At 70.2% G+C, this 26,975-nt stretch carries 24 protein-coding genes and 2 tRNA genes; 17 read left to right on the top strand and 9 right to left on the bottom strand.

Annotation, left to right across the window (positions count from 1 at the left end):
• The first annotated feature begins 91 nt into the window (after positions 1 to 91).
• The 5 genes from ACIQMX_RS01415 (at position 92) to ACIQMX_RS01395 (ending at position 4,112) form a co-directional block, all read left to right on the top strand.
• Positions 92 to 2,281 carry an ATP-dependent DNA helicase UvrD2 gene (locus ACIQMX_RS01415; RefSeq protein WP_402474315.1) on the top strand — a complete coding sequence of 730 codons (2,190 nt, stop codon included), beginning with the start codon at positions 92 to 94 and terminating at the stop codon, positions 2,279 to 2,281.
• Positions 2,282 to 2,446: 165 nt separating this feature from the next.
• Positions 2,447 to 2,779: a hypothetical protein gene (locus ACIQMX_RS01410; RefSeq protein ID WP_148020610.1), complete on the top strand. Its 333-nt coding sequence runs from the start codon at positions 2,447 to 2,449 to the stop codon at positions 2,777 to 2,779.
• Positions 2,780 to 2,952: 173 nt separating this feature from the next.
• Positions 2,953 to 3,321, top strand: a complete 369-nt coding sequence (locus ACIQMX_RS01405) for a WhiB family transcriptional regulator (RefSeq protein WP_030915514.1) — start codon at positions 2,953 to 2,955, stop codon at positions 3,319 to 3,321.
• A gap of 32 nt (positions 3,322 to 3,353) precedes the next feature.
• Entirely contained in the window at positions 3,354 to 3,677 is a 324-nt protein-coding gene (locus ACIQMX_RS01400; RefSeq protein ID WP_219572284.1) for a hypothetical protein, read from the top strand.
• 231 nt (positions 3,678 to 3,908) lie between these two features.
• Positions 3,909 to 4,112 carry a hypothetical protein gene (locus tag ACIQMX_RS01395; protein WP_363066498.1) on the top strand — a complete coding sequence of 68 codons (204 nt, stop codon included), beginning with the start codon at positions 3,909 to 3,911 and terminating at the stop codon, positions 4,110 to 4,112.
• 36 nt (positions 4,113 to 4,148) lie between these two features.
• Here the strand turns inward: ACIQMX_RS01395 and ACIQMX_RS01390 are convergent, their stop codons facing one another.
• Together ACIQMX_RS01390 and ACIQMX_RS01385 are read right to left on the bottom strand one after the other, a co-directional pair.
• Positions 4,149 to 5,645 carry an ABC1 kinase family protein gene (locus ACIQMX_RS01390; protein ID WP_402474312.1) on the bottom strand — a complete coding sequence of 499 codons (1,497 nt, stop codon included), beginning with the start codon at positions 5,643 to 5,645 and terminating at the stop codon, positions 4,149 to 4,151.
• 41 nt (positions 5,646 to 5,686) lie between these two features.
• Positions 5,687 to 6,832, bottom strand: coding sequence for a ThiF family adenylyltransferase (locus tag ACIQMX_RS01385; RefSeq protein WP_363066494.1), 1,146 nt, complete (start codon positions 6,830 to 6,832; stop codon positions 5,687 to 5,689).
• Between the two features lie 186 nt (positions 6,833 to 7,018).
• On the opposite strand from ACIQMX_RS01385, the gene ACIQMX_RS01380 reads away from it, so the two are divergent.
• From ACIQMX_RS01380 to ACIQMX_RS01365, 4 genes are all read left to right on the top strand, one after another.
• Positions 7,019 to 7,642: a M48 family metallopeptidase gene (locus ACIQMX_RS01380; RefSeq protein ID WP_363066492.1), complete on the top strand. Its 624-nt coding sequence runs from the start codon at positions 7,019 to 7,021 to the stop codon at positions 7,640 to 7,642.
• A gap of 189 nt (positions 7,643 to 7,831) precedes the next feature.
• Positions 7,832 to 9,493, top strand: coding sequence for a TerD family protein (locus tag ACIQMX_RS01375; protein ID WP_363066490.1), 1,662 nt, complete (start codon positions 7,832 to 7,834; stop codon positions 9,491 to 9,493).
• An 11-nt stretch (positions 9,494 to 9,504) separates the two neighbouring features.
• Entirely contained in the window at positions 9,505 to 10,185 is a 681-nt protein-coding gene (locus tag ACIQMX_RS01370; protein ID WP_219567577.1) for an AIM24 family protein, read from the top strand.
• Between the two features lie 19 nt (positions 10,186 to 10,204).
• Positions 10,205 to 10,960, top strand: coding sequence for an AIM24 family protein (locus ACIQMX_RS01365; RefSeq protein WP_363066488.1), 756 nt, complete (start codon positions 10,205 to 10,207; stop codon positions 10,958 to 10,960).
• A gap of 124 nt (positions 10,961 to 11,084) precedes the next feature.
• Here ACIQMX_RS01365 and ACIQMX_RS01360 read toward each other — a convergent pair whose 3' ends face one another.
• Both ACIQMX_RS01360 and ACIQMX_RS01355 read right to left on the bottom strand, forming a co-directional pair.
• Complete coding sequence (locus ACIQMX_RS01360; protein ID WP_402474309.1) at positions 11,085 to 11,633, bottom strand: NUDIX hydrolase; 549 nt, start codon at positions 11,631 to 11,633, stop codon at positions 11,085 to 11,087.
• Positions 11,630 to 13,093, bottom strand: a complete 1,464-nt coding sequence (locus ACIQMX_RS01355) for a zinc-dependent metalloprotease (protein ID WP_402474307.1) — start codon at positions 13,091 to 13,093, stop codon at positions 11,630 to 11,632. The genes ACIQMX_RS01360 and ACIQMX_RS01355 overlap by 4 nt, the downstream gene beginning before the upstream one ends.
• Before the next feature lie 190 nt (positions 13,094 to 13,283).
• Here ACIQMX_RS01355 and ACIQMX_RS01350 point away from each other — a divergent pair, with 190 nt between their 5' ends.
• From ACIQMX_RS01350 to ACIQMX_RS01335, 4 genes are all read left to right on the top strand, one after another.
• Complete coding sequence (locus ACIQMX_RS01350; protein WP_363066482.1) at positions 13,284 to 14,498, top strand: SDR family oxidoreductase; 1,215 nt, start codon at positions 13,284 to 13,286, stop codon at positions 14,496 to 14,498.
• A gap of 225 nt (positions 14,499 to 14,723) precedes the next feature.
• Positions 14,724 to 15,185: a molybdenum cofactor biosynthesis protein MoaE gene (locus ACIQMX_RS01345; protein ID WP_402474305.1), complete on the top strand. Its 462-nt coding sequence runs from the start codon at positions 14,724 to 14,726 to the stop codon at positions 15,183 to 15,185.
• 140 nt (positions 15,186 to 15,325) lie between these two features.
• Positions 15,326 to 15,514 carry a hypothetical protein gene (locus ACIQMX_RS01340; RefSeq protein ID WP_402474303.1) on the top strand — a complete coding sequence of 63 codons (189 nt, stop codon included), beginning with the start codon at positions 15,326 to 15,328 and terminating at the stop codon, positions 15,512 to 15,514.
• 145 nt (positions 15,515 to 15,659) lie between these two features.
• Complete coding sequence (locus ACIQMX_RS01335) at positions 15,660 to 16,748, top strand: PDZ domain-containing protein (protein ID WP_402474302.1); 1,089 nt, start codon at positions 15,660 to 15,662, stop codon at positions 16,746 to 16,748.
• 30 nt (positions 16,749 to 16,778) lie between these two features.
• Here the strand turns inward: ACIQMX_RS01335 and ACIQMX_RS01330 are convergent, their stop codons facing one another.
• Positions 16,779 to 17,345: a PPA1309 family protein gene (locus tag ACIQMX_RS01330; protein ID WP_363066476.1), complete on the bottom strand. Its 567-nt coding sequence runs from the start codon at positions 17,343 to 17,345 to the stop codon at positions 16,779 to 16,781.
• Between the two features lie 127 nt (positions 17,346 to 17,472).
• Between ACIQMX_RS01330 and ACIQMX_RS01325 the strand changes: the two genes are divergently transcribed.
• From ACIQMX_RS01325 to ACIQMX_RS01310, 4 genes are all read left to right on the top strand, one after another.
• A complete protein-coding gene (locus ACIQMX_RS01325; RefSeq protein ID WP_363066663.1) occupies positions 17,473 to 20,433 on the top strand; it encodes a UPF0182 family protein in 2,961 nt (986 codons plus the stop codon).
• A 51-nt stretch (positions 20,434 to 20,484) separates the two neighbouring features.
• Positions 20,485 to 20,558 (top strand) — tRNA-Met (locus ACIQMX_RS01320).
• A 213-nt stretch (positions 20,559 to 20,771) separates the two neighbouring features.
• On the top strand, positions 20,772 to 22,829 hold the full coding sequence (locus tag ACIQMX_RS01315; RefSeq protein WP_363066474.1) for a sel1 repeat family protein: 2,058 nt from the start codon (positions 20,772 to 20,774) through the stop codon (positions 22,827 to 22,829).
• A gap of 410 nt (positions 22,830 to 23,239) precedes the next feature.
• Positions 23,240 to 23,313: transfer RNA gene (locus ACIQMX_RS01310), tRNA-Met, on the top strand.
• Between the two features lie 83 nt (positions 23,314 to 23,396).
• Here ACIQMX_RS01310 and ACIQMX_RS01305 read toward each other — a convergent pair.
• The 4 genes from ACIQMX_RS01305 to ACIQMX_RS01290 all read right to left on the bottom strand — a co-directional run bounded on the left by ACIQMX_RS01305 (position 23,397) and on the right by ACIQMX_RS01290 (position 26,869).
• Entirely contained in the window at positions 23,397 to 24,545 is a 1,149-nt protein-coding gene (locus ACIQMX_RS01305) for an ABC transporter substrate-binding protein (protein WP_363066472.1), read from the bottom strand.
• A 32-nt stretch (positions 24,546 to 24,577) separates the two neighbouring features.
• Positions 24,578 to 25,450 carry an ABC transporter permease gene (locus ACIQMX_RS01300; protein ID WP_402474300.1) on the bottom strand — a complete coding sequence of 291 codons (873 nt, stop codon included), beginning with the start codon at positions 25,448 to 25,450 and terminating at the stop codon, positions 24,578 to 24,580.
• Positions 25,447 to 26,265, bottom strand: coding sequence for an ABC transporter ATP-binding protein (locus tag ACIQMX_RS01295; RefSeq protein WP_402474297.1), 819 nt, complete (start codon positions 26,263 to 26,265; stop codon positions 25,447 to 25,449). The genes ACIQMX_RS01300 and ACIQMX_RS01295 overlap by 4 nt, the downstream gene beginning before the upstream one ends.
• A gap of 184 nt (positions 26,266 to 26,449) precedes the next feature.
• On the bottom strand, positions 26,450 to 26,869 hold the full coding sequence (locus ACIQMX_RS01290) for a Fur family transcriptional regulator (RefSeq protein ID WP_363066466.1): 420 nt from the start codon (positions 26,867 to 26,869) through the stop codon (positions 26,450 to 26,452).
• Positions 26,870 to 26,975 lie beyond the last annotated feature (106 nt).

The raw sequence follows: 26,975 nt of genomic DNA, 5'->3' as shown, positions 1-26,975 counted from the left end.
TTCCCGGGCCTGCCCCCGATTAGTACGACGGACGGGGCGGCCCTGTGGACAACTTCCGCGGCCGCCCCTTCCGACCTGGCAGCATGGCGGGGTGACATCAGCAACGCACTCCACCCTCTTCCCCCAGGTCCCCGACACCGCCGACGCCGTCCTCGACGGGCTCGACCCCGAGCAGCGCGAGGTCGCCGAGGCCCTGCAGGGCCCGGTATGCGTGCTGGCCGGAGCCGGTACGGGCAAGACGCGGGCCATCACGCACCGCATCGCGTACGGGGTGCGCGCGGGGATACTCCAGCCGACGAGTGTGCTGGCCGTCACGTTCACCAACCGTGCCGCCGGTGAGATGCGCGGGCGCCTGCGCCAGCTCGGCGCGGGCGGGGTGCAGGCCCGGACCTTCCACTCCGCGGCGCTGCGCCAGCTCCAGTACTTCTGGCCGAAAGCAGTCGGTGGCGATCTGCCCCGGCTGGTGGAGCGCAAGGTCCAGCTGGTCGCCGAGGCGGCGGCCCGCTGCCGCATCCGGCTCGACCGCAATGAGCTGCGCGATGTCACGAGCGAGATCGAGTGGGCCAAGGTCACCCAGACCGTCCCCGGCGACTACCCGGCCGTGGTCGCCAAGTCCCAGCGCGACGCCCCGCGCGATCCTGCCGAGATCTCGCAGGTCTACGCGATGTACGAACAGCTGAAGCGCGACCGCACGGTGATCGACTTCGAGGACGTGCTGCTCCTCACCGTCGGCATCCTCCAGGACCGGCACGACATCGCCGACCATGTGCGCCGTCAGTACCAGCACTTCGTCGTCGACGAGTACCAGGACGTGAGCCCGCTCCAGCAGCGGCTCCTCGACCTCTGGCTCGGCGACCGGGACAACCTCTGTGTCGTCGGCGACGCCAGCCAGACGATCTACTCCTTCACCGGAGCCACCCCCGACCACCTGCTCAACTTCCGTACCCGCCACCCCCGGGCCACCGTGGTCAAACTCGTCCGCGACTACCGCTCCACACCCCAGGTCGTCCATCTGGCCAACGGTCTGCTCTCGCAGGCCCGGGGCCGGGCGGCCGAGCACCGGCTCGAACTGGTCTCGCAGCGCGAGACCGGCCCCGAACCCGCCTACCTGGAGTACGCGGACGAGCCCGCCGAGGCCGAGGGCACCGCCCGCCGTATCCGGGATCTGATCGCCGCCGGAGTCCCGGCCGGTGAGATCGCCGTGCTCTACCGGGTCAACTCCCAGTCCGAGGTCTACGAGCAGGCCCTCGCGGACGCAGGCGTGCCGTACCAGCTCAGGGGCGCGGAGCGGTTCTTCGACCGCCCGGAGGTACGGGAGGCGGGCGTCGCCCTGCGCGGGGCGGCCCGGGCAGGGGGCAACGACTCCCTGCTCGACGATGCGGAGGGACTGCCCTCCGAGGTGCGGGCGGTGCTTTCCACCAAGGGGTGGAGCAGCGAACCGCCCACCGGCTCGGGAGCGGTGCGCGACCGCTGGGAATCGCTGGCCGCCCTCGTCCGGCTGGCCGAGGACTTCGAACAGGCCAGGCCGGGGGCGACACTGTCCGACCTGGTCGCCGAACTGGACGAGCGGGCGGCCGCCCAGCACGCCCCCACCGTCCAGGGGGTCACGCTGGCCTCGCTGCACTCGGCGAAGGGACTGGAGTGGGACGCCGTGTTCCTGGTCGGGCTGACCGAGGGCATGATGCCGATCACCTACGCGAAGACGGACGAGCAGATCGAGGAGGAGCGCCGGCTGCTCTACGTCGGTGTCACCCGGGCCCGTTTCCATCTCTCGCTGTCGTGGTCGCTGGCCCGCTCACCCGGTGGCCGGGCCGGCCGCAGGCCGAGCCGGTTCCTGAACGGGCTGCGCCCCGGCTCGGCGGCGCCCGGCGGCCGGGTGACGGCAGGCGGCAGCGGCGGGATCGAGCGCCCGGCCGCGGCCCGGCGCAAGCGGCGCGGACCCGCACTGTGCAGGGTCTGCGGCAAGACGCTGACGGATGCCGGTGAGATGAAGCTGATGCGCTGCGACGACTGCCCGTCCGACATGGACGAGGCGCTCTACGAACGGCTGCGCGACTGGCGCGCGGGGCGGGCACAGGACATCGGCCAGCCCGCGTACTGCGTGTTCACCGACAAGACGCTGATGGCCATCGCCGAGGCGGTGCCCGGCACCGAGGGCGAACTGGCCGGGATCTCCGGGGTCGGCGCGCGGAAGCTGGGCCGGTTCGGAGCCGCCGTCCTGGATATCTGCGCAGGTGGGGACGGGGTTGAGGAGTCCGCGACGGTCGACGAGGAGATGTGAGAAAAACTCGTCGAAAAAATAGTTTGCGCCCGCCCCAGTCATCACCATAGGTTCTTAACCACGGGAACAGCGACTTCTCTGAAGCCCTGACCCTGTGCTGTACTTATCCGAATACGTAGGACCGGCCCTGCCGGTCCCCAGAGACGCCGAGAGGAGGCGATTGAAGTGATCAGCATCATCGAGACCAACAAAATGACCGATCTCTCGGTCGTCTCCGCCTGCTCGCTCGGCCTCGCCTGCTCTTCGGATTCCTCGCTTCGTGGCACCGGTATGTCCGGCATTTCCGCCGTCAGCCCGCTGCCTCTGGCCGGCCTTCCTGTGCGGGAGCGCAATGAGCGACCGGCTCTGGCACCGGCAGCAGCAGTAGCGAAGGGACAGGCCCAGGCCTATGCCTTTGCGGCCGTCGGTGCGGGAGCGGAAGCCGGAGCCAAGAAGACGACGCACCACCACACGATGTGGGCCTTCCGTGGGCCTGAACCCTGGAGTGATCCAGTCTGATCGACGATCGGACCGGCGCCTTCAGGGCCGCGGAACCCCACTCGGGATCCGCGGCCCTTTTGTTTTGTCCGAACGGACGAGACGGCACGAAGGAGCCTCGGGACAAGCAAGACCTGGTACCAGCCGCCCCCCGGCCAACAGGCCGGAAACGACCAGACGAGGACACCACCACCGTGCAACTCGAAGCGCACGCCCCGTCCGTACCGCCTTCCGAAACGATCCCCCCGCCCGGCCTCACGGAGGACTCCACCTTGATCCCCCTCACCGCGCTCACGGCGCTCGACGACGCCATCGAGAACCTCGGCGTACCCGTCCCCTGCCGCTCCTACGACCCCGAGGTCTTCTTCGCCGAGTCGCCGGCCGACGTCGAGTACGCCAAGTCCCTCTGCCGCACCTGTCCGCTCGTCGAGGCCTGCCTCGCCGGTGCCAAGGAGCGCCGCGAGCCGTGGGGTGTCTGGGGTGGCGAGCTCTTCATCCAGGGCGTCGTCGTCGCTCGCAAGCGGCCGCGTGGCCGTCCCCGCAAGAACCCGGTCGCGGCGTGACCGCCGACCTGGGGGTCACGGCCCCCAAGCCCATGAAACGCATCGGAACCATCGACCGTCCCCTGACCCACGACCCCCGAAACCAGGCACCAATGACCATCCCCACGAGGGAGCCCGTCGGCTCCGCGACACCGAACGTCACCATCATCGGCGCGAACGACTCGCGTCAGAACAGGACCCGCGAGATGCAACTCATCCCAGAAGCCCTGGCTCGTGCGCATATGCACGACCGCCTGCGGGAATCCGCCGTGGAGCGTCAGGCCGTGCGCCTGATCACCGCGCGGCGGATGCAGCGCCGGGCCGAGCGCGCCTCGATGCGCGCCCGCCGCGCGCTGGCCATGGCGGTCATGCACTGAACCCAGCAGTACCGCACGCCGGCAGTTTCCGCCGGGGGCAGCCGCTCTCTGCCCCCGGCGAGCAGGACCCCATATCCGTACCTCTGTCGCGGGGCCGGTCCACTCGGACCGGCCCCGCGGCCGTGTCCTGGCCGGTGCCGAGCCGGTCTCACGGTGCCGAGCCGGTCGAGCCCGTGCCGCCGATGCCACTGGCGCCGCGCCGGATTCCCGCGCGCGAGATATCGTCACGAGGTGGACGAGGAGACGCATCGCTCCGGACCCGGCGGCACCGCGGACGTCGTGTGCGCCCTGTGCGGAGCCCGCGCCGGGAGCGAGAACGCACCGCCGACCTGGCTCTGTTCCGTGGAGAACGGCAGCCGCCGCTACTTCTGCGACGACTGCGCCCGTACCCACATCCGGGCCATCGAGGGCCGCCTCGACTCCGCCTGGTGGTGACGCCGATGGAGCCCCGCCCGGCCGGCTGGGCAGCGGCTACGTGATGTCCGCGGGAGCCGTGGCTTCGTCCATCGCCTCGTCCTCGGCCACGGCTTCACACCTCGTCGGCCCGCCCGCGGAGGATGTCTCCCCGGCCGGCGAGACCTCCTCCTCCACCGGCAGGAACCCCGGGAGCCAGGACTCCAGTTCCTCCCGCAGCCGGACCTTGGCGCCGAGCTGGCACAGCACCCCGATCGTGCTCAGAGTCACCCGGTGTATCAGCAGGTAGGCGGGCGGCAGGTTCAGCTGCTTGCCCAGCTGATGAGCGGGCGAACGCGGGTCCGCTATCCGCGCGGCCTGGCTGCGCATCCAGGAGCGGCTGAAGGTGAACTCGTCGACCTCGGCCGGTTCGATGATCGGAAGGAGGTAGTCGAGGACGGCGTCCGGCGCGAGGTCGATCGAGTCCTTGACGAACCCTTCCGCACGCAGCAGTTCGTACACGGAGTCCGCATCTCCCTGGAGCGTCAGCCGCAAGGAGTCCCCGATGGTCTGAGGCAGCCCACCCGGCAGCCGGTCCACCGTGCCGAAGTCCAGTACCCCCAGGCGCCACCGATCCGTTCCGGCATCCACGGCACCGTCCTCCTGACCGGCCTGGCCATCCGCTGCCGAGGCGGGGTCCACGGGCAGCAGCCGGAAGTTGCCGGGGTGCGGGTCCGCGTGCAGCAGCCCGGTGCGTGCGGGTCCGGAGAAGAGGAACCGGGCCAGCAGCTGCCCGGCCCGGTCCCGTTGCTCGGGGGTTCCGTCGGCGATCACATCGGCCAGCGGCACGCCGTCGATCCATTCGGTGACCAGTACCTGATCGGCCTGATGGACCACCCCGGGCACCACCACGTCGGGGTCGTCCGCGAACTCCTCGGCGTGCTGGCGCTGCGACCGCGCCTCCTGTGCGTAGTCCAGTTCCTCCGACACCCGGTCCCGCAGCTCCGTGATGAGCGGCTTGATGTCCATGCCGGGAACCAGCGGGCCGAGCAGCCGGGCGAACCGGCTGAGTTGAGTGAGGTCGGAGAGCAGGGCCTCGCCCGCGCCCGGGTACTGCACCTTCACGGCGACGGCCCGGCCGTCGTGCCACACCGCCCGGTGCACCTGCCCGATCGAGGCGGCTGCCGACGGCTTGTCCTCGAACTTCAGGAACAGCTCCCGCCAGTCCTCGCCGAGCCGCTCCGCCAGCACGGCGTGGACGGTGGCGCTCGGCAGGGGAGGAGCGGCCTCCTGGAGTTTCGTCAGGGCCGCACGGTAGGGGCCTGCGACCTCTTCGGGGAGAGCGGACTCGAAGACGGACAGGGCCTGCCCGAGCTTCATGGCCCCGCCCTTCAGTTCACCCAGCACCTTGAAGAGCTGATCGGCGGTGCGCTGCTGTACTTCTCGGGCCACCAGTTCCGCGGACTTTCCGCCGATGCGCTTTCCCAGCCCCCACGTGGCACGGCCGGCGAACCCCAACGGCAGCGCGGCCAGCTTGGCGGTTCGGGTGACCGCCTTCCGGGGAAGATCAGACATATGCCCCTCCAAATCCCAGACTGCCGCGCTGCGTGCGGCGGTTACCCGGCCATTGTGTCGTGCGCCGTGCCGGCCCCGGAGGCGCGCACCCCCTCAGTGTGCCCACCCGCTCCGCAGGAACAGCCGACGTGTGCCCCGATCTGCTCCGACCGCCAGTCCAACAGCGGCAATGCCGCCTCCCAGCGGGCCCCGGTGCTGCCCGGCAGCTCGCCGTCGAGGAAGGCCAGCGCATGGGACGCCGCAAGTCCCGCCACCGCTGTCGCCAGGCCCAGATCGCAGGCCTGGACGGCGGTACGCCGCCCGGACTGCCACTGAGCCAGCATCCGCGGCCACTGCTGATCATGGTCGCGCCGGTTCAGATCGAGGCAACCCGCACAGGCCGTGCCGCCCGGCAGTACCAGCGGTCCGACGAATCCGGTGGCCTCGATGACCCCGGCATAGAGATGCGGTGTGCCCGAGGCGATCCACGGCTCGGCGGTGCGCGGATCGGGAACATAACCGGTCAGGCCGTCGCGAGGGGCGACGACGATCAGGGACAGCCCCGGCTCCCCGCCGGCGCGTCCGGCCGCCGGCTGCACGCTCCGGGGCGCGGGACCGGGGAAGGAGCGGCGGACCAGCTGCCGCGCCGCCGAGTCCCGGCGCTCGCCGACCGCCGAGGCCGGCAGCCCCCCGGGGGACACATCGGCCGACTCGGCACATCCGCCGTCCAGGACCTCGACCCGGCCCACCCCCGACCCCGCGAGCACGGCCGCGATCGCCGCCCCGACCCGGCCTGCGCCCCGCACCTGGACACGCATGGAGCGGCGTGCCGCCAGCCGCCGCAGCCCTCCCCCTGGTTCGGGATGGACGACGGAGAGTGACGCCAGGTCGGGCCGGTGACGCTCCAGCACGTCCACCCGGTTCCGTAGCGCGTCGGCTTCCGGGCCGCCCGCCCGGACGTCGTCGACGAGTCCCGCGTCCATCAACCGCGCCACGAGTGTGTCCACTTGATGGTCATTCAGGTCAAGCGCCCTGGCCTCTGCGCGCAGCAGGGACATCCCGCGCGTTCCGTCCAGCAGTTCCAGGAAACAGCCCGTCGCGATATCCATCGGTCCGACCTTGACCGCATGTGCGGGCGTCACACCGAATTGCACGGTGCCGGTGCCGCGCCATGCGCGGCGCAGTGCGGGCTTCAACATCGGATGCACGGCTTCCCCCGGTCTGTGTGGCGTTGTGAGATCCATTGCCAGAATGAGGCGCGCCGCGGAACCGTGCGAAAAGTTATCCACAGGCGGGGGTATTAGTCGTTCAAATGGTGCAAGCCTTGAGGTGGATCATGTGTGAACCGACCCGGAGGCGGGACTTCCCCCACTGACAGCGGGTAACGTCGTGGCGTGCCCGCCGACCCGTCACCCGGCTTCGCCGGGGAGACTTCCGCGCGCGGCGCCGGAACCCACCGGCGCAGTGCGGCCGACCATCCGCCCCGTGCCTCGGCGACGAGCGCGGTCGAGGTTCGCAGGAGCAACCGTCGCAGCAGAACGGTCTCCGCGTACCGCGAGGGCGACCGGACCATCGTGCTGATTCCCGCCCGGATGTCCGACGCCGAGGAGCGGCGCTGGGTGAGTGTGATGCTCGACAAGCTCGCCGCCCAGGAGAACAAACGGATCCTCGGCGACAGCGAGCTCGCGGAGCGGGCGGAGCGTCTGTCCGCCCAGTATTTCGAGGGCAGAGCGCGGCCTCTCTCGGTCCGGTGGGTGACCAACCAGAACACCCGTTGGGGGTCGTGCACCCCGGCCGAGGGCAGCATCCGGCTCTCGCACCGTCTGCAGGGCATGCCGGAGTACGTCGTCGACTACGTGCTCGTCCACGAGTTGGCCCATCTCCTGGTACCCGGCCACGGGCCGCGGTTCTGGAGACTTCTCGACGCCTACCCCCGTACGGAGCGGGCGCGGGGCTATCTCGAAGGGGTGGTGGCCGCCGACCGGTTGCCGCACCTGCCTGCCGCGCGCGGTGAGTGACGCCCGGTGCGACGGGGGTGCAACCGGTGAGTTGTATGTCCGCCGCGCGCGGTGAGTGACACCCTGCCGCACGCGGTGAGTGGCGTTCGCGATTTTGTACCGGGTCTGTACCGGCTTGGTCCGATGCCCGAGTTTGCGGTTAGCCTGACGCGACGCATTCACCTTCCGGATGGGGGACGGTCGTTACGCATGGCCAGGGAATTCCAACGCGGCCACAAGGCCAAGATCAGCGATCTCACGCCGGGGACGGACCTGTACGTAGGTGTGCAGATCGCCGGCCCGGGACTGACCTTTGACATCAGCTGCTTCGGCCTCGATGCCAATGAGCAGCTCTCCGACGACCGTTATTTCATCTTCTTCAATCAGCCGAAATCGCCCGAGGAGTCCATTCAGCTCCTCGGTGCGCAGGCCGGTGACACGGAGTCGTTCCGCGTCACTCTGGACCGCATTCCGGCGAACATCCACAAGCTGTCCTTCACCGCGACGCTGGACGGTGCCGGACAGATGTCGCAGGTCGGTCCCGGGTACATCCGGATCGTCGCGGGTGGCGAGGAAGTCGTCAGGTACGCCTTCACGGGCTCGGAGTTCACCACCGAGCGCGCGGTGATGCTGGGTGACTTCTACCTCAAGGACGTCTGGCGGTTCGCCGCCGTCGGCCAGGGCTTCGACGGCGGGCTCGACGCGCTGCTCAGGAACTTCGGCGGCGAGGTCGCCGAGGAGGCCCCCGCCGCCCCCCAGCCGCAGTCCGCAGCCCCGTCGTTCGCCCCGCCCGCACAGGCGTCGGCCCCCGCGCCGTCCTTCGGCGCCCCGGCCGCACCGCAGGCCCCGCAGCCCGCGCCGTCCTTCGGCGCCCCGGCGGCTCAGGCGCCTGCTCCCACGCCGCAGCAGCAGATGCACGCCGCGCCGACCATAGCGGCGCCGCTGGCTCCGCAGGGCGGCAGCGTGCCGCCGCCCGCGCCCGCTCCCTATGGCCAGCCGGGGCAGCCGCCCGCGCCCGCTCCGTACGGGCAGCCGGGGCAGCCGCCCCAGCAGCCGCAGTTCGGGCAGGTCCCGGCGCAGGCGCCCGCGCCGTTCGGACAGCAGGCCCCCGCGCCGTACGGGCAGCCCGCTCCGGCCCCGTACGGGCAGCAGGCGCCGGGCATGCCGCCGGGCGCTCCGCAGGGTGTGCCCCAGGGGGTTCCGCAGGCCGGGGCCGGTCTTCAGGCCGCGCTCCAGCCGTACAAGGAGACCGCCACCGGTCAGCGCTGGACCTCGCAGAACCAGCAGCTGATGCGCGTCGACCTCACCATGGGTGGAAGCGGAGTGCTGGCCCGGCAGGGCAGCATGGTGATGTACCAGGGCAAGGTCGACTTCGGCTACAAGGGCGCAGGCTTCGCGGGCCGGATGGTCGGCAATGCCACCGGTCAGGAAATGCAGCTGATGCGCTGTACCGGCCGGGGGCAGGTCTTCCTCGCCGAGGACGGCTCCCATCTGCACGCCATCGAGCTCCAGGGCGACGGCATCTGCGTCTCGGCGGAGAGCGTCCTCGCCTTCGACGAGACGCTGCAGTACGAGGTCCGCAGGATCGAGGGCCACGGCATTCCCGGTGGCGCCCTGTTCACCATGCAGTTCCAGGGCGCGGGCACCGTCGTCGTCAAGACCCACGGTGTCCCCGTCGTCCTGCCGGTCACCCCGACCACCTTCGCCGACTGCAACGCCGTCGTGGCGTGGTCGGCCGCGTCCCAGGTGATCATCTCCAGTCAGGTCCGGCTGCGCCGCAACGCCTATCCCGGGCACAGCGGGGAGACCGTGAACCTCCAGTTCCGGGGAGCTCCCGGCAACTTCATCGTCGTCCAGCCCTACGAGGTCTGAGGGAGCCCGTCATGAATCAGCAACTCGCGGGCTACGCCCCGACCCCCGTCACGGCCCGGATGGAGAACCACGGCCATTCGATGCTGAAGGTCGCCATGGCGACCGGCCAGGACCTGTACGCGCGCACCGGCTCGATGGTGGCGTACGAGGGCTTCATCCAGTACGAGCCCAACCCGCCCGCCGTCCGTCAGATGGCCTCCCAGTGGATCACCGGCGAGGGCGCGCCCCTGATGAAGTGTGCCGGAGACGGCCTGCTCTACCTCGCCGACTACGGCGCCGACGTGGTCGTCATCAATCTCAACAACGACTCCCTCTCGGTCAACGGCACCAACCTCCTCGCCTTCGACAGCCACCTCACGTGGGGCGTCGAAAGGGTCAAGGGGCTCGCCAAGTTCGCCGGCCAGGGTCTGTGGAACGTCTGTGTCTCCGGTACCGGCTGGGTCGCGATCACCTCGCGCGGCACGCCGATCGTCGTCGACTGCGGACGCGGCGAGGACGAGACGTACGTCGACCCGGACGCCCTCGTGGCGTGGTCCCCGAACCTGAAGGTGAAGGGCAAGCGCAGCTTCAAGGCCTCCTCGCTCATCGGGCGGGGCAGCGGCGAGGCGTTCCAGATGGCCTTCTCCGGCCAGGGGATCGTCGTCGTCCAGCCGAGCGAGGACAGTACCGACCGCCTGCGGGTCCGGAACTGACGGGGAGGGAGCACACACCATGCAGAGTCCGCTTTTCAGTTATACGGAACAGCAGTCCCAGGACCGGTACACGGTCCAGAACCCGCAGCTTCTGCGGGTCTCGCTGACCGGCCACGACGACGTCCTCGCCCGTAAGGGGGCCATGGTCGCGTACCAGGGCCTGATGGAGTTCGACGGCGAGTACCAGTCGCAGGGACAGCGCCGCGCCCGCGCCAGCACGGGTGAGGGCCTCGACCTGATGCGCTGCTCCGGGCAGGGCACGGTCTACCTCGCCAACCTCGCGCAGTACGTCCACGTGGTGGACGTCGACCGCGACGGTCTGACGGTGGACAGCTCCTACGTCCTGGCGCTCGACTCGTCCCTCCACACCGAGGTCATCGCGGTGGACAGCCAGTACGGCATCTCGGGCACCGGCAAGTACCAGCTCAACATCTCCGGCACCGGCAAGGTCGCGCTGATGACCTCCGGTCAGCCGCTGATGATGCAGGTCACGCCCGACAAGTACGTCAACGCCGACGCCGACGCGATCGTCGCCTGGTCCAGCTCGCTGCGGGTACAGATGCAGGCCCAGACGCACTCCTCGGGTGTCTTCCGCCGACGCGGCAACACCGGCGAGGGCTGGGAGCTCAGCTTCCTCGGCCAGGGCTTCGCCCTGGTGCAGCCCAGCGAGGTACTGCCGCCGCAGAGTGCCCAGATCGGCCAGGGTCTGGGCGCTCAGTACGGCATGGGGCAGCACGGGTCCCACGCCCAGAACCAGAACAACGCCTGGAACTGAGCCGGACCGTCGTCCCTGCGTACGACGGATCGCCCCTGTGTACGAGGGGTGAGGCGGGTGCGGTGCCATGGACGGGTAAGGGGCGGCCTCTCAGGAGGCCGCCCCTTACCCGTGCCGTTCCCGGTTACCGTCCGGCGTCCAGCGCGATGCGCGTGCGTTCCATCAGACGGACAACCGAGGAGTCGGCGACCTCGGCGACCTCGTCGTAGCGGAACCAGCGCAGATCGAGTGACTCCTCGCTGATCCGCTCCGCCGCGCCCGACGGCGCCAGCGCCGCGTACTGGACGTCCAGGTGCCAGTGGCACGGTGCGGGGATCGGATGACGGTCCAGGACCACCGGGCCGCCCGCCAGCAGGGTCAGTCCGGCGATGCCGGACTCCTCCGTCGCCTCACGCAGCGCGGCGGCCGCCAGGGTGGCGTCGCCGGGCTCGCAGTGGCCGCCCATCTGCAACCACATCCGCAGCTTCCGGTGCAGGGTGAGCAGCACCCTGCCTCGCTCCGGATCGACGACCAGGGCGCTGGCCGTCAGATGTCCGGTGCCGCAGGCCTTCCACATGCCGTCGGGATGCAGGGCCAAGTGGTCCAGGTATGCCTGGCGCAGCTCTTCCTGGGCGGAATCGGCCCCGGGGCCGTAGTCCTTCAGTACGCGGACGGCGTCGTCGTGCAGGCTCACTTGTCGGTGTCGTCCTTGCTGCCGTAGCCCTCGGGACCGTCGCCCTCGGTCCCGCTGCTGCCGTCGGCAGCGTCGGCACCGGGGGCGGGCTTCTGCGGGCCGTTCGCCGCCTCGCCGAGCATCTTGTCCAGCTCGGAGAAGTCCAGCTGCTCGTGGTGGACGAATCCGTCCGGATCGTCCAGGTCGTGGGCGGTGGGCAGCATGTCGGGGTGCTCCCACAGCGCGTCGCGCCCGTCGAGCCCCCGCGCGTCCGTGAGCGAGGCCCACAGCCGCGAGGCGTCACGCAGGCGGCGCGGCCGCAGCTGAAGACCGATGAGCGTGGCGAAGGTCTGCTCGGCGGGACCGCCGGAGGCGCGGCGCCTGCGCATCGTCTCGCGCAGCGCGTCGGCCGAGGTCAGCCGGGACTTCGCGGCCTCGTGGACCACGGCGTCCACCCAGCCCTCGACGAGCGCGAGCGCCGTCTCCAGGCGGGCCAGGGCGGCCTTCTGCTCCGGGGTGTCCTCCGGCTGGAACATGCCCTGCTGAAGGGCGTCCTGCAGCTGCTCCGGGTTCGACGGGTCGAACTGGCCGACCACGTCCTCCAGCTTGCTGGTGTCGACCTTGATCCCGCGCGCATAGCCCTCGACCGCACCGAACAGATGCGAGCGCAGCCACGGCACATGGGCGAAGAGCCGCTGGTGAGCGGACTCGCGCAGGGCCAGGTACAGCCGCACCTCGTCCTGCGGCACGCTCAGGTCCTTGCCGAACCGCTCCACGTTCAGCGGAAGCAGCGCGGCCTTGCCGGCCGGCCCGAGCGGCAGCCCGATGTCGGTCGAACCGACCACCTCACCGGCGAGCACCCCGACGGCCTGTCCGATCTGCTGGCCGAACATCGCGCCGCCCATCGACCGCATCATGCCGATCAGCGGGCCCGCCATCGCCTGCATCTCCTCGGGCAGCACATCACCCATGGCGAGGCCGACACGCTCGGCCACCGGGTCGACCAGCTTCTGCCACGCGGGCAGGGAGGCCTCGACCCATTCGGCACGGCTCCACGCCACGGTCGAGACGGAACCGGAGGGCAGCGACGTCACGCCGTCCAGCCAGAGGTCCGCCAGGCGCAGCGCCTCGTCGACCGCGGCACGCTCGGACGGGCCGACGCTCGCGTCCTTGGTGCCGTCGGAGGTGCCCTGCGAGACCGTCTGGCGGGCGATCTGCTTGGCCATGTCCCAGTTCACGGGACCGCCCTCGTAGCTCAGCATCTGGCCGAGCTGCTGGAAGGCGGCGCCCAGGTCGTTCGGGTTCATGGAGCCGAACATGGCGGCGAAGGGGTTGTCACCGCCCGCGCCGGGGCCGAAGCCGAACGGGTTCGCCGGACCGCCCGAACCCTGCCCACCTCCGGTGGGGTCGTTCTTCTTGCCCTTGTCGCCGTCGTCCGGCTCCTCCGGCGGAAGGCCGAATCCGAATGGGGTGTCACTCACGGGTTTCCTCGGCTCGTAGGGCCGCCGGATCGAACCGACGGCGACTGCCCGACATCACCATCCAGCGTAGACACCAAGTCCGCTCGGGGCCTCAGTGCTCCGCCTGCTCCCGGCCTGCGGCAGGATGGACGCCACCTGGTACGTACGCGTCATTCGGGTACGTACTGAAGACAACCGCTGGAGACGCCCGGTGAGTTCCCCAGATCCGCAGGTTCGCGCAGCGCGAAACCTGGCCGACCCTTCGCCTGAGAACAAGCCTGTGAACAAGTCCGAGAACAAGCCCGAGAACCGCGCCGAGAACAGGCCCGAGGACGAGGCCGGGAACAAGACCGTCCGCAGCCGCTCCAGAAGCCGCGGTCCCGTCGTGGCCGTCACCGGAGCCGCGACGGGCGTCGGTGAGCTGCTCACCGCACGCCTGGCGGCCTCCGAGGAGATCAAGCAGGTCATCGCCATCGACGAGCGCCGCGGTGAGGTGTCCGAGGCGACGTGGCACGTCCTCGACGTGCGCGACCCGGCGATCGCGGAGAAGCTGCGCGGCGCCGACGTGGTGGTGCATCTGGCGCTCGATCTCGACCTGGAGACCGATCCCGCCGCTCGTACCGCGTACAACGTGCGTGGCACCCAGACCGTGCTCACCGCGGCCGCGGCCGTCGGCGTCCACCGGGTGGTGCTGTGCACCTCGGCGATGGTCTACGGGGCGCTGCCCGACAACGACGTCCCGCTCGCCGAGGACGCCGAGCTGCGCGCCACGGCCGAGGCGACGGGCGTCGGCGACCTGCTGGAGATCGAACGGCTCGGCCGCCGCGCGCCGCGCGCCCATCCAGGACTCCAGGTCACCGTGGTCCGTCCCACCGTGCTCGTCGGCGGTACGGACACGGCCCTGACCCGTTACTTCGAGTCACCGCGCCTCCTCGTGGTCGCCGGATCGCGTCCCACCTGGCAGTTCTGCCATGTCGACGACCTGGTCACGGCGCTGGAGTACGCCGCGCTGGAGAAGATCGACGGAGAGTTCGCGGTCGGCTGCGACGGCTGGCTCGAACAGGCGGAGGTCGAGGAGCTCAGCGGAGTCCGCCGGATGGAGCTTCCTTCGGCCGTCGCGCTCGGCGCCGCAGCGCGGTTGCACCGGATCGGCCTCACCCCGTCCCCGGCGGGCGACCTGGCGTACACGATGCATCCCTGGGTGGTGAGCGTGAGCCGGCTCCACGATGCGGGCTGGCGCCCGAGCTGGACGAACGAGGAGGTGCTCGCCGCACTCCTCGAAGAGGTCGAGGGACGCCACACCGTGGCCGGCCGCCGGCTCGGGCGCAAGGACGCGACCGCGGCCGGAGCCGCCGGTGCGACCGTGGCGCTGCTCGGCACCGCGGCCCTGGTCCGCCGTGCCCGCAAGGCCCGCCGCCGCTTCTAGCGCTCCTGACCGGCCTCGCGCGCCGGGAAGGTGCGGCGGAAGAGCAGCGGAGCGGAAGGGGGCGGAGGATCAGCGGGCGGGCGGCGCCCGAGGGGCAACGGTCGTGTCCGGCGTTCGCACGACGGCGGCGGGGGCGGCGCCTGTAGGAGACTCCAAGAGCGACGGCGGCCCGCCGGGGGAAAGCCGCATTCCGCGATGGCGTGCCGGTACGGCACGATGGCTGTCATGGCACCCATGTACGACCACCCCGGTGAGCAGGCGGCACAGGATCCCATCCGGCTGCTGGAGATCCGTGACACACCGCTGTCCGTGGACGAGGTCTTCCGCGCAGTCGGCGACGAGGCGGCGGGCGGCACCGCGCTCTTCGTAGGCACCGTGCGCAATCACGACAGCGGCCAGGATGTCGGGGCGCTGGGCTATTCGTGCCACCCTTCGGCACAGGACGAGATGCGCCGGGTGGCGGAGAAGGTCGTCGCCGGGTTCCCGGTCCGGGCGCTGGCCGCCGTCCACCGGGTGGGTGAACTGGTGGTGGGCGATCTCGCAGTGGTGGTGGCCGTCTCCTGCCCGCACCGCGCGGAGGCCTTCGAGGCCTGCCGCAAGCTCATCGACGACCTCAAGCACGAGGTTCCGATCTGGAAGCACCAGCAGTTCTCCGACGGTACGGAGGAGTGGGTCGGCGCCTGCTGAGGCGGTTGCGGAACTCAAACCGTCCGGGTGGTCATCCACTCCGATTTGCGTAACCCCACCCCTGCCATGAGCGTTGGTCGTGCGGATGGTTAATCTGCTGATCGTTCCGTTGCGGTCGCTCATGGGGCAGGGAGGTCGTCATGGCAGCACTCGCCTGGTTGTTGATTCCGCTTTTCGCTGCGCTCGGTGCTGCGATATGGGGAAGCTGGGCCGCCCGTAATCGCACGATCGGCGATGTCACCGAACTCGCCGGCTATGCCCGGTTCCGTGAGGCGATGGAGCGCTCACACTCCGCTTCGGAGCCGGTCGAGCAGATATCGAACGTCTGACACCGCGCCGGTCGTACGCAGTCGCCAATCCGCTGACCGGCAGCCTCCGGTTCCGCCGCCCGGCGTCCTCGCCGCGCCCGGCCGCGGTCCTCGTACGGACCGGCCCCGACGGTGCACTGACAGGCCCTTCCCGTACTGTCGTTCCATGCCACGCCGCACCGCGACGATGCTCGCCTCCACTCTGATCCTGATCGCGCTGCTCTGCGCAGGCGTGCTGATCAAAGTGCCGTACTCGGAGATGTCCCCCGGGCCGACCGTGAACACACTCGGCAAGGTCGGCGGGGAACCCGTTCTTCAGATCACCGGGCACAAGACGTACGAGACGTCCGGCAACCTCAACATGACGACGGTCAGGGTCACCGGCGCCGACTACAACATGAACCTCGTCGAAGCCGTCTACGGATGGCTGGGCCACGACAGTGTGGTCGTCCCGCACGACACGCTCTACCCGGACGGCAAGACCGAGGAGCAGTCGACGCAGGAGAACGCCGAGGAGTTCAGCCAGTCCCAGGAAAGCGCCAAGGTCGCCGCCCTCACCGAGCTGGGCATCCCGGTCTCCTCGCGGGTCGTCGTCTCCACGGTTCTCAAGGACAGCCCCTCACAGGGCAAGCTGCACGCCGGTGACGTCATCAAGGCCGTCGACGGCACGGTGGTCAAGCAGCCCGAGGACGTGGCGAAGCTCGTCACCAAGCACGAGCCCGGCCAGGACGTCACCTTCACGGTCATCCCGGCCAAGACCGCGGCGGCGGCCGAGAAGGCGGGCAAGGAGCCCGAGGGCACCGAGAAGATCACCATCACGACGGAGAAGGCCCCGAAGGAGAACCGGGCGATCGTCGGCATCCAGGCGGGGACGGACCACACCTTCCCGTTCGAGATCGACATCAAGCTCGCGGACGTGGGCGGACCGAGCGCCGGTCTGATGTTCTCCCTCGGCATCGTCGACAAGCTGACCCCGGGGCAGCTGACGGGCGGCAAGTTCATCGCCGGTACGGGGACGATCGACGACAAGGGCAAGGTCGGACCGATCGGCGGGATCAACATGAAGCTCGTCGGCGCACGCAATGCGGGCGCACGCTACTTCCTGACCCCCGACGACAACTGCGAGGCGGCCGCCGGCGACACCCCGGACGGACTCACGCTGGTCAGGGTCAAGACGATCGACGACGCCAAGAAGTCGCTGGAGAAGATCCGCACCGGGGACGCGGCCGGACTGCCGAGCTGCTCGACAGGCTGACCGCCTCCCCGCCGGTGCGGAACGGCCGGGTCAGGACTCGAAGGTCGCGGCCAGCGCCTCGGCCAGCCCCGGCACCAGGCCGGCGCCGGTCAGCACCTCGTTCGGCGAGTCCTTCTCCCGCAGGCGTACGGCCGACTCGCGTGCGCCGTCCCGCAGGACCGCCACGGTCATCCGCACTTCCTGCCGGTCGGGGTGCTTGGCGACCCACTTGGTCAGCTGGGCATCGTTGAGGCCCTCCGGTACGGAGGTCTCGGCGGACGGCGGCAGCATCAGCCGCTCGACCGTCATCGCGCACCCGACGACCGCGTCGGGCCAGGCGATCGTGGCGAGGAACTCGTCCAGTGCGGTACCTGCGGGAAGCTCCTCCTGCTCGATAGGGGTGAGTGCGGCGGCCTTCGAGCCGTCGTCGAGGCCGAGCTGAGCGGCGAGTCCGGGCTCCTGGACCCGCAGCCGTGCGGTGTCGACGAGGGCGAAGAGCCGGGCGGGCTGGTCCCAGCCGAGACCGGAGATGTACTCGTCGATTTCGAGCACGGCGACGGTGAGGGGGCTCGCGGCCATCGGAGGGCCTGAGGGGGAAACGTTGGGCATGGACAACATCCTGCCTCCTTCCGCCCCCGGAACGGGAACTAGGTAAAGCCTCAGTAAGTTGCATAGGTGGGCTCTACGATCGCTGGGCCCGCTCCACACGACCGCGAACTTCGAGGTGCGCACGTTGGCTTTCCAGATGCCGGACCGCGGCGGAGGCCCGACAGGGCCAAGGATCAGAGTCGGCCGCCCGTCCCGGCGCGCCCGAACCCTGCTCATGACACTGGGCGTCCTGGCGGTCCTCGCCATGGCCTTCGTCATGTTCGCGGGGTTCTGGACGGACTGGCTCTGGTACAGGTCGGTCGCGTATTCCTCCGTCTTCACCACCACCCTGTGGACCAAGATCGGGCTGTTCCTCGTCTTCGGACTGCTGATGGCCATCGCCATCGGTGTGAACATCTGGCTCGCGCACCGGCTCCGGCCGCCGCTGAGCGCGATGTCGCTGGAACAGCAGAGCCTGGACCGCTACCGGATGAGTCTCGCCCCGTACAAGAAGTGGGTGCTGCTCGCGATCACCGCGCTCGTCGGTCTGATCGCCGGAGCATCCGCCTCCGGTCAGTGGCGTACCTGGCTGATGTATGTGAACGGGGTGTCGTTCGGTCAGAAGGACCCCCAGTTCCACCTGGACGTCTCCTTCTACGCTTTCGACCTGCCGTGGTACCGCTTCCTGCTGGGCTTCGGCTTCGCGGCCACGGTGCTCTCGCTGATCGCCGCCGCGCTGACCCACTACCTGTACGGCGGGCTGCGCATCACGAGCCCCGGCGCACGGGCGACGGGAGCGGCCACCGGCCATCTCTCGGTGCTGCTCGGCATCTTCGTCGCGCTGAAGGCCGTGGCGTACTGGCTGGACCGCTACGGGCTGGCCGTGAAGTCCAGCGACTTCAAGGCCACGGACAACTGGACGGGCCTGCGGTACGTCGACGCGAACGCCTATCTGCCGGCGAAGACCATCCTGTTCTGCATCGCCGCGATCTGCGCCGTGCTCTTCTTCGCGACGCTCTGGCGCCGCACCTGGCAGCTTCCGGTGATCGGGTTCGGGCTGATGGTCCTCTCCGCGATCCTGATCGGCGGGCTCTACCCGGCGATCGTGCAGAAGTTCCAGGTCCAGCCGAACGAGCAGGCCAAGGAAGCCCCGTTCATCCAGAAGAACATCAAGGCCACGCGCGACGCCTACGACATCGATGACGCACAGGTCACCGACTACGCGGGCAAGTCGACCACGGACGACGACACCAAGCTCCGCGCCAGCGCGGACGCCGCGGCCAGCTACCGGGTGATGGACCCCAACGTCGTCTCCCCGGCCTTCCAGCAGCTCCAGCAGAAGAGGAACTACTACCAGTTCCCCAAGACGCTGGACGTCGACCGTTACAAGGACGCGGCCGGCAAGGAGCAGGACACGGTCATCGGTCTGCGCGAGCTCAACCTCCAGGGCATCCCCAAGCGCAACTGGATCAACGACCACTTCACCTACACCCACGGATACGGCGCGATCGCCGCCCGGGGCACCACCACGGGCACCAACCCGAAGGGATCTCCCGACTTCACGGAGTCCGGCCTGCCGACCACCGGCGAGCTGGGCACGTACCAGCAGGAGATCTACTACGGCGAGAAGACCGAGCAGTACTCCATCGTCGGCGGGCCCCAGAAGGAGCTCGACTACGAGGACGACGGCGAGAAGACCACCAGCTACAAGGGCAAGAGCGGCGTCAGCCTCTCCAACGCCTTCAACCGCGCCGCGTACGCGGTGGCCTTCAGCGAGCCGCAGATCCTGTACTCGGGAGCCATCGGCGACGGTTCGCGGATCCTCTACAACCGCACGCCGAAGGAGCGCGTCGAGGCGGTCGCCCCGTGGCTGACCATCGACGGCGACGCCTACCCGGCCGTGGTCGGCGGAAAGATCCAGTGGGTCGTCGACGCGTACACCACGACGAACGGCTACCCGTACGCCTCGCGCACGACGCTCGGCGACACCACGGCCGACTCGCTGACCACCAACCAGCGTGCGGTCGTCGCCCAGCAGAACCAGGTCAACTACATCCGCAACTCGGTGAAGGCCACCGTCGACGCGTACGACGGCAAGGTCACGCTGTACGAGTGGGACACCGAGGACCCGGTCCTCAAGACCTGGCGCAAGGCGTTCCCCGGAACCGTGAAGTCCAAGGCGGACATTCCGCAGGACCTCATGGACCACCTGCGCTACCCGCAGGATCTGTTCAAGGTGCAGCGCGAACTGCTCACCCGCTACCACGTCACGAGCCCCGCACAGTTCTACAGCGGCAGTGACGCCTGGCAGGTCCCGGACGATCCGACCAACAAGGAGTCCGGTGCCGTTCCGCCGTACTACCTGAGCATAAAGATGCCGGACCAGACGGCTCAGACGTTCTCGCTGACGACGACGTTCACACCCAAGGGGCGGCCCGACCTCGGGGCGTTCATGGCGGTGGACGCCGATGCGGCCAGCAAGGACTACGGCACGATAAGACTGCTGAGAGTCACCACCACGGTGAAGGGTCCGGGCCAGGTACAGAGTGAGCTCAACGGCAACGACGACGTCGCCGAGTTCGTGAGAAACCTCAAGGGCACGGACTCCGACATCGAGTACGGCAACCTGCTCACGGTGCCGCTCGAAGGGGGCTTCCTCTACATCGAGCCGGTGTACACGCGCGGTGGCACGCAGAACTATCCGCTGCTGCGCAAGGTCGCCGCTTCGTACGGATCGAAGATCGTCTTCGAGAACAGCCTCGGAGAGGCGCTCAACGCGGTCTTCGGGGTGGACGGCTCCGATACGACCGAGCCACCCGCCGATACGACGGAGCCGCCGGGCGACACCACGGAGCCGCCGGCCACCGGTGACGCCGCGCTGAAGAAGGCGATCGCCGATGCGCAGAAGGCCTACACGGCGGGCGAGACGGCCCTGAAGGAGCAGGACTGGACCGCCTACGGCAAGGCGCAGAAGGATCTGCAGGACGCCCTGGAGCGGGCCGCCGCCGCCCAGTCCAAGTCCGGCAGCTCTGGCGCAGCGGACGAATCGAAGAAGCCGGGCGCAACGGATGAATCGAAGAAGCCCGCGGCGTCGGCGAGTGCTGACAGCGGGGGCTGAGTAACTCGGTAAAGCTTCACCCCGCGTCGTGATACGGTTTGAACACAACGACGCGGGGTGGAGCAGCTCGGTAGCTCGCTGGGCTCATAACCCAGAGGTCGCAGGTTCAAATCCTGTCCCCGCTACTGAAAGACGAAGGCCCGGATCCTCCAGGGGATCCGGGCCTTCGTCGTGTCGTGGTGACTTTTCTGTGCAGTCTGCGTGAAGTGCGGTTCGTATGGCGCGAGTTGGGCACGAGCGTGTTTGACTTGTCTCTCTGTGGGCATGTCGACAAAACGCTGTAGTGACCTCACTGGCCGCGATTTACCAGGTGTACGCGGGTTGCAGGTGGTGCGACGATGGTATTTATGGGGGACAGGGCAACTCTGTTGGAGACAGGGCGGTTTGTGCAGCAGCGCGTCCATCCGGCGGAAAAAGTAGCGGATGTGGCATTCGCCGCTGCTGCCGCGCAGTACAACGACCACATCGAGACCGCCGAGACTGCGGAGTGTGCCGCGACCGTCGACAGTGCAGAGACCGCAGAGACCGCCGACGGCGTGGAGAACGCCGAGAGTGCGGAGACCGCGGCGAGCGCGGACAACGCCGAGAGTGAGGCACGCCACCGCCGTGCCGCCGATGCGGGGGACACCGCTTCGATGAGCGTTCTCGGTGCGCTGCTGCTGCGCCGGGGCGACCTGAGCGGCGCCGAGGCGTACCTGCGCGGGGCCACCGCGGACGGTGACCGTGCGGCGGCCAACAACCTGGGTGTCCTCCTGCACCAGCGTGGCTACGCGGACGAGGCGGCCGGCTGGTGGCGGATCGCCGCCGTCGCCGGATCCGCCGCGGCGGCGCACGCCCTCGGCCGTCACTACCGCGAGCGCGGTGACGAGCCAGGGGCCGAGTACTGGCTGCGCCAGTCCGCCGAGCAGGGCCATGCGCTGGGGGCGTACGCCCTGGCCGACCTGCTGGAACACCGCAGCGACGTGGGCGCGGAGCGCTGGCTGCGCGCCGCGGCGGAGCAGGGGCACCGCGAGGCGGCGTACCGGCTGGCACGCATGCTGGAGCGCAACGCGACGGAAGGCGCGCACGACGCGTTCGGCCGCTCCGGTCTGGGCCCCCGGACCGGACCCGAGTCCGAGGCGCACGCCGGAGTGCGCCGGGCCGTCGTGCGCAAGGACGACGGCCCGGTCGCCGGCCCCGACGCCGGACGCGTGGGCGAGGCGGAGCAGTGGTACCGGCAGTCCGCCGCGCGCGGACACCGCCGTGCGGCCCTTCACCTCGGAGCCATCCTCGAACAGCGCGGCGAGCTCAAGGAGGCCGGCCGCTGGTACCTCATCGCCGCCAAGGCCGGTGAGGCCCGGGCCGCCTGCGCGCTCGGCTTCCTGCTGCGCGACGCGGGCGACCAGGAGAGCGCCGCCGTGTGGTGGCTGCGGGCCGCTCAGGACGGCGACGGCAACGCCGCCAACGCGCTGGGCGCCCTGCATGCCGCCCGGGGCGAGCAGCAGACCGCCGAGCGCTGGTACCGCGCGGCGATGGACGCGGGCGACGTCAACGGCGCGTACAACCTCGGGCTGCTCTGCGCGGCCCAGGACCGCACGCCGCAGGCCGAGCAGTGGTACCGGCGGGCCGCGTACGCGGGCCACCGCGAGGCGGCCAACGCCCTGGCCGTGCTCCTGCTCCAGGCGGGCGACGCGACCGGCGCCGAGCCCTGGTTCTCCAAGGCGGCCGAGGCCGGCAGCGTCGACGCGGCCTTCAATCTCGGCATCCTGCACGCCGGGCGCGACGAGGACCGTACGGCCCTGCTCTGGTACGAGCGCGCCGCGGCGGCCGGCCACACCGAGGCCGCTCTCCAGGTCGGCATGGCGCTGCTCCATCACGGCCAGGAACGCGAGGCCGAACGGCATCTGCGCTGCGCGGCGGGCGGCGGCAGCGCGGAGGCGGCCTTCCGGCTGGCCGGGCTTCTGGACGCGCGCCAGCCACCGCCCGGACCTCCCGCGCTCGGCGAGCCCATGCCGGACAAGACCGAGTGCGAGGAGTGGTACGAGCGCGCCGCCGAGCAGGGACACCGCCGGGCCCAGGTCCGCGTCGGCATGTTGTCCGCGGCCCGGGGAGACGTGGAGAGCGCCGCCCGCTGGTACCGGGAGGCGGCCGAGGCGGGCAGCCGCAACGGAGCCTTCAACCTCGGACTGCTGCTGGCCCGCGAGGGCAGCGAGCGTGAGGCCGCGCTGTGGTGGACTCGTGCCGCGGGCGACGGGCACGGGCGGGCCGCGCTGCGCCTCGCCCTGCTGGCCGCCCGCCGCGGTGAGCTCACCGAAGGGCAGCGCTGGTGCGCCCGCGCCGTCGAGCTGGGGCCGGCGGAGGTCGCGGAGCGCGCGGGGCGGCTGCGCGATGCGCTGCACCAGGAGCTGACCGCGTAACGGCGTCTCCCCGGACCCGTTGCGCGGCCCGGGTCTTCCCGGTCCTGCCGCGCGGTCAGGATCTTTCCGGTCCTGCCGCGCGGCCAGGACGTCCCCGGACCCGTCACGCGGCCAGGACGTCCCCGGTGTTCCCCCGGGGGCCTCGGCGCTCCGTATCTCGAGCTCCTGTGACGCCCCCAGTCCCCGCAGCGCCCCCAGTTCCCGCAGCGCCCTCTGCCTGCCTCCGAGCACGCCAAGAGGTTCTCGGTGCTCCCCGTCCCGGCAGCCCGGAGCGCCTCGGCCCCGTGCCCTGGCTCCGCACCTTGGCCCCGCGCCCTGGCTCCGCACCTTGGCCCCGCACCCGGCCCCGCGCACCGGGGAAAGGGATTTGCGCTGGTCCAGGGCGTGACGTAATGTTGCATTCACAACGACGCGGGGTGGAGCAGCTCGGTAGCTCGCTGGGCTCATAACCCAGAGGTCGCAGGTTCAAATCCTGTCCCCGCTACTGAAGACAGAGGGTCGGATCCTTTCGAGGATCCGGCCCTCTGTGCATGTGCCCGCGTCACACCGGTGCCCGGTCTGTCAGGCTCAGGGCTTGTGGCCGACGGCCTCGCCGTACATCGCCCGGTCCACGGCCTTGTCCTCCGGCACCGGGTCGCCGGTCGAGACGCCCGAGTCGGCGTACGCCTTCTGCAGCCGGTCCGTGGTGCCCTTCCGGATCTCCCAGTCCATCCGCATCGAGGGGGTCGACCGCAGCGTGGCCTCGTCGGTCTTCATCAGAGCGGCCAGTTCGGCGACGAAGGCGGGGTCGGACTTGTAGTCGCCGGCGAAGTAGGTGTTCACCGTACGGATGTAGGCCCGGAGGAAGGCGACGCCCGCGTCCGGGTCCTTGTTCAGCAGGGTCGGACCGAACAGCAGCCCGCCGAGCGGCTCGCCGACGGGCTGGCCGCCGAGGAAGGCGTACTTCTTGTCGCCGTCCACCTTCCGCCAGATCGGGTCGAGCAGCCAGGCGGAGTCCACGCCGCCGTTCTGCAGCGCGGTGAGCACGTCCGCGGAGCCGAGCTGCTGGAAGCTGATCCTGTCGAGTCCGCCGCCGTGCTTCTTCAGCGACGTGTCCATCGGGTACGCGATCACCGATCCCTTGCCGATCATCGTGCCGAGCTTTCGCCCCGCCATGTCCACGTGATCGGCGCTCTCACCGTCCTTGAGGCGTACCCACAGACCGCTCTTGGAGGTCGGGTCGGGCGAGAAGTTGCCCGCCACCCACTTGATGGCGAAGCCGCCGTTGATGCCGTTCATCACCGCGGCCTCCGGCGCCGCCCACTGGGCGTCGACGTCGCCCTTGGCGAGCAGCGGCAGGGCGTCCGGGGTGGGCAGCACCTTCAGGGAGACGTCGAGCCCCTCCTTGGCGAACTCGCCCTTGGCGACCGCGACCTGGAGCGGTGCGACGTACTCCGCGCTCAAGGTGCCGGTGGCGACGGTGATCTTCCGCTTCTTCGCGAGGGGCCGGGGTGCCGGTGCGCCCTTGTCACAGCGGGCGGGCTTGCGGTCGGGGGCGAGATCCGAGGGGTCGGTCCAGCCCGCGGCGCCGCAGCCGGCGACGGGCTCGACGGTCCGGGGTGCCGCGTCAGCGGCGGCGGCATCGTCCGACGGGTCGCTCCCGGCGCAGCCTGCCGCGCCGAGCAGGGACGCCGCCACGAGCACGACGGTGCAGGTGAAAGGGGTACGTGTACGCACAGTGCCTCCGTACGGGGAGCGGGTGGAACCGTTCACGACTGACTGCGGCCGCGGTCGCGCGGGGCCCATGGCGTGAGCAGTCGGCCCGCGATCCGCACCACTTCGGAGAAGACGACGCCGAGGACCGCCACACAGACGATGCCGACGAACATCACGTCGTTCCGGAACAGGGCGCGGGAGTCGAAGATCAGGTGCCCGAGCCCGTCGGCCGCCGCGATCTGCTCCGAGGCGACGATGACCAGCACGGCCACCCCCGCCGCGATCCGCGCCCCGACCAGGACGGCGGGGAGCGAGGCTGGGAGCAGGACGTGGCGGAACATCTGCCAGGGCGAGGCGCCGAACACCTGCCCCGCGTCGCGGTGCCCGGACGGGACGGCCAGCACGGCTGCCATCGTCGAGATCCAGACGAAGAAGAAGACCGTGGCGGCGACCAGGGCGATCTGCGGCCCCTCGCCGAGGCCGAACATGTTGAGGAAGACCGGCAGCAGCGCCAGTTTCGGTACCACGTAGAGGGCGTCGAGCAGAGGTTCCAGCGCGGCCCGGACGAGCGCGAGCGAACCCATCAGCAGGCCGAGGGCGTAACCCGCGACCGTGCCGATCGCGTAGCCGCCGAGGACCCGCTTGAGCGTGGCCCGGACGTCGGGCCACAGTTCGCCGTCGGCCGCACGGTCCCAGCCGTCCGCGAGGATGGTCGAGGGCGCGGGGTAGACGCGGTCGTCGATCCAGGACCTGGCGGCGGCCAGCTGCCAGAGCAGGACCAGGAGCAGCGGTACGGCGACGGCGAGCGCGATCTCCAGCGTGCGGCGTCTGCGGTGGGTGCGTACGGGATGGAGTTCCTGCGGCCCGGGCCTGCGGACCAGGACCTGTTCCTCGGGGGCGGCGGTGGACTTCAGGACTGTGCTCATGCCTGCGCCGCCTCTCCGTTTACCTCGCCGCGCAGCAGTTCCCACAACTCGCTCTTCAGCGCGGTGAACTCGGGGGTCGAGCGGATGTCGCCCGTGCGTGGCCGGGCGAACGGCGGGCGGTGTTCGGCGATGATCCGGCCCGGTCTGGCGGACATCACGAGGACCCGGTCGCCGAGCACGATCGCCTCCTCCAGGCTGTGGGTGATGAACAGGGTCGTGGTGCGTGTGGTCTGGGTGAGGTCCAGCAGCTCGTCCTGCATGATCGTGCGCAACTGGGCGTCGAGCGCGGCGAACGGCTCGTCCATCAGCAGGATCTCGGGCTCGACGGCGAGTGCGCGGGCGATGGCCACGCGCTGGCGCATTCCGCCGGAGAGCTCGGCGGGATACGCGCCGGCGAAGTCGGCGAGACCGAGCCGGGCCAGCCAGTCGCGCGCTGTCGCATCGGCCTTCCGGCGGGGCACGCGCTGGATGTCGAGGCCGAAGCGGACGTTGGCCAGGACGGTCTTCCAGTCATGGATCCCGTAGTCCTGGAAGATCATCGCTGCCGGGCGGGGCGATGCCGTGCGGATGGACAGCTCGCCGGCGGTGGGCCGCAGGAGTCCGGCCGCGATCCTCAGCAGGGTGGACTTGCCGCAGCCGGAAGGTCCGACGATGCAGGTGAACTCGCCCGGCGCGATGTCGAGATCGACGGGGCCGAGGGCGGTCAGGGCCCGGGTGCCGCGCCCGAAGGAACGGGACAGGGCGCGGGCCCGGAGTTTGGGGGCGGTGATGGAGGGCGCGGTTGCCTGGGGTGGGTTCGGGTGCGGGTCTCCCACGGGTGTCTCCTCGTGCACATCGAGGTGCACAGCCGTCGCGGGGGCGGCTGTGATCGCCGATGACGATATGACGACCCGTCAGATTCGGGAAGGGGGTGCGCGGGAGTGTGCTCGGCGTTCGCCTCCTGGGCCCATGCGAAACACCCTCACCGAAACGTCCGGTGAGGGTGCGGGAGGCGTGGGGTCAGGCGGTCGCGGCGCAGCTCGGGCAGATGCCGCGGTACGTCATCTCGACGCCGGAGACCGTGAAGCCGAAGCGTTCGCCGGCCGGCAGGTCCGCGAGCGGGTCGCCCGCCGGGTGCACGTCGCGGATGGCGCCGCACTTCGCGCAGACCAGGTGGTGGTGGGGGCGGTGCGCGTTCGGGTCGTAGCGCTTCGCCCGGCGGTCGGTGGAGACCTCGATGACCTCGCCGAGGGTCACCATCTCGCCCAGCGTGTTGTAGACGGTGGCGCGGGAGATCTCGGGCAGCCTGTCGACGGCCCGGGCATGGACCTCGTCTGCCGTCAGATGCACGTGTTCCCCGTCGAGGACCTCGGCCACGACGCGCCGCTGTGCGGTCATGCGCCAGCCGCGTCCACGGAGTCGTTCCAGCAGGTCACTCATGTCGCAAGCCTAGCAGTGGCGGGCGCCGGGTCCTGAATGGGTGTGAACTTGGATGCTGCATTGACTTGGACTTAGTCCATTGTAGGATCGGATACGACATAGGCCA

The sequence above is a fragment of the Streptomyces sp. NPDC091416 genome (assembly GCF_044756845.1).
In the GTDB taxonomy this organism is placed as follows: Bacteria; Actinomycetota; Actinomycetes; order Streptomycetales; family Streptomycetaceae; genus Streptomyces.
Note: the sequence above shows the minus strand (reverse complement) of the source record. Positions and strands in the feature narration are given on the sequence as shown.

Coding starts and splice junctions, on each gene's coding strand:
- ACIQMX_RS01400 (WP_219572284.1), top strand. CDS start 3,354: ATGAAACGCATCGGAACCATCGACCGTCCCCTGACCCACGACCCCCGA.
- ACIQMX_RS01390 (WP_402474312.1), bottom strand. CDS start 5,645: ATGTCTGATCTTCCCCGGAAGGCGGTCACCCGAACCGCCAAGCTGGCC.
- ACIQMX_RS01375 (WP_363066490.1), top strand. CDS start 7,832: ATGGCCAGGGAATTCCAACGCGGCCACAAGGCCAAGATCAGCGATCTC.
- ACIQMX_RS01370 (WP_219567577.1), top strand. CDS start 9,505: ATGAATCAGCAACTCGCGGGCTACGCCCCGACCCCCGTCACGGCCCGG.
- ACIQMX_RS01365 (WP_363066488.1), top strand. CDS start 10,205: ATGCAGAGTCCGCTTTTCAGTTATACGGAACAGCAGTCCCAGGACCGG.
- ACIQMX_RS01345 (WP_402474305.1), top strand. CDS start 14,724: ATGGCACCCATGTACGACCACCCCGGTGAGCAGGCGGCACAGGATCCC.
- ACIQMX_RS01340 (WP_402474303.1), top strand. CDS start 15,326: ATGGCAGCACTCGCCTGGTTGTTGATTCCGCTTTTCGCTGCGCTCGGT.
- ACIQMX_RS01335 (WP_402474302.1), top strand. CDS start 15,660: ATGCCACGCCGCACCGCGACGATGCTCGCCTCCACTCTGATCCTGATC.
- ACIQMX_RS01330 (WP_363066476.1), bottom strand. CDS start 17,345: ATGTTGTCCATGCCCAACGTTTCCCCCTCAGGCCCTCCGATGGCCGCG.
- ACIQMX_RS01325 (WP_363066663.1), top strand. CDS start 17,473: ATGCCGGACCGCGGCGGAGGCCCGACAGGGCCAAGGATCAGAGTCGGC.
- ACIQMX_RS01315 (WP_363066474.1), top strand. CDS start 20,772: ATGGTATTTATGGGGGACAGGGCAACTCTGTTGGAGACAGGGCGGTTT.
- ACIQMX_RS01300 (WP_402474300.1), bottom strand. CDS start 25,450: ATGAGCACAGTCCTGAAGTCCACCGCCGCCCCCGAGGAACAGGTCCTG.
- ACIQMX_RS01290 (WP_363066466.1), bottom strand. CDS start 26,869: ATGAGTGACCTGCTGGAACGACTCCGTGGACGCGGCTGGCGCATGACC.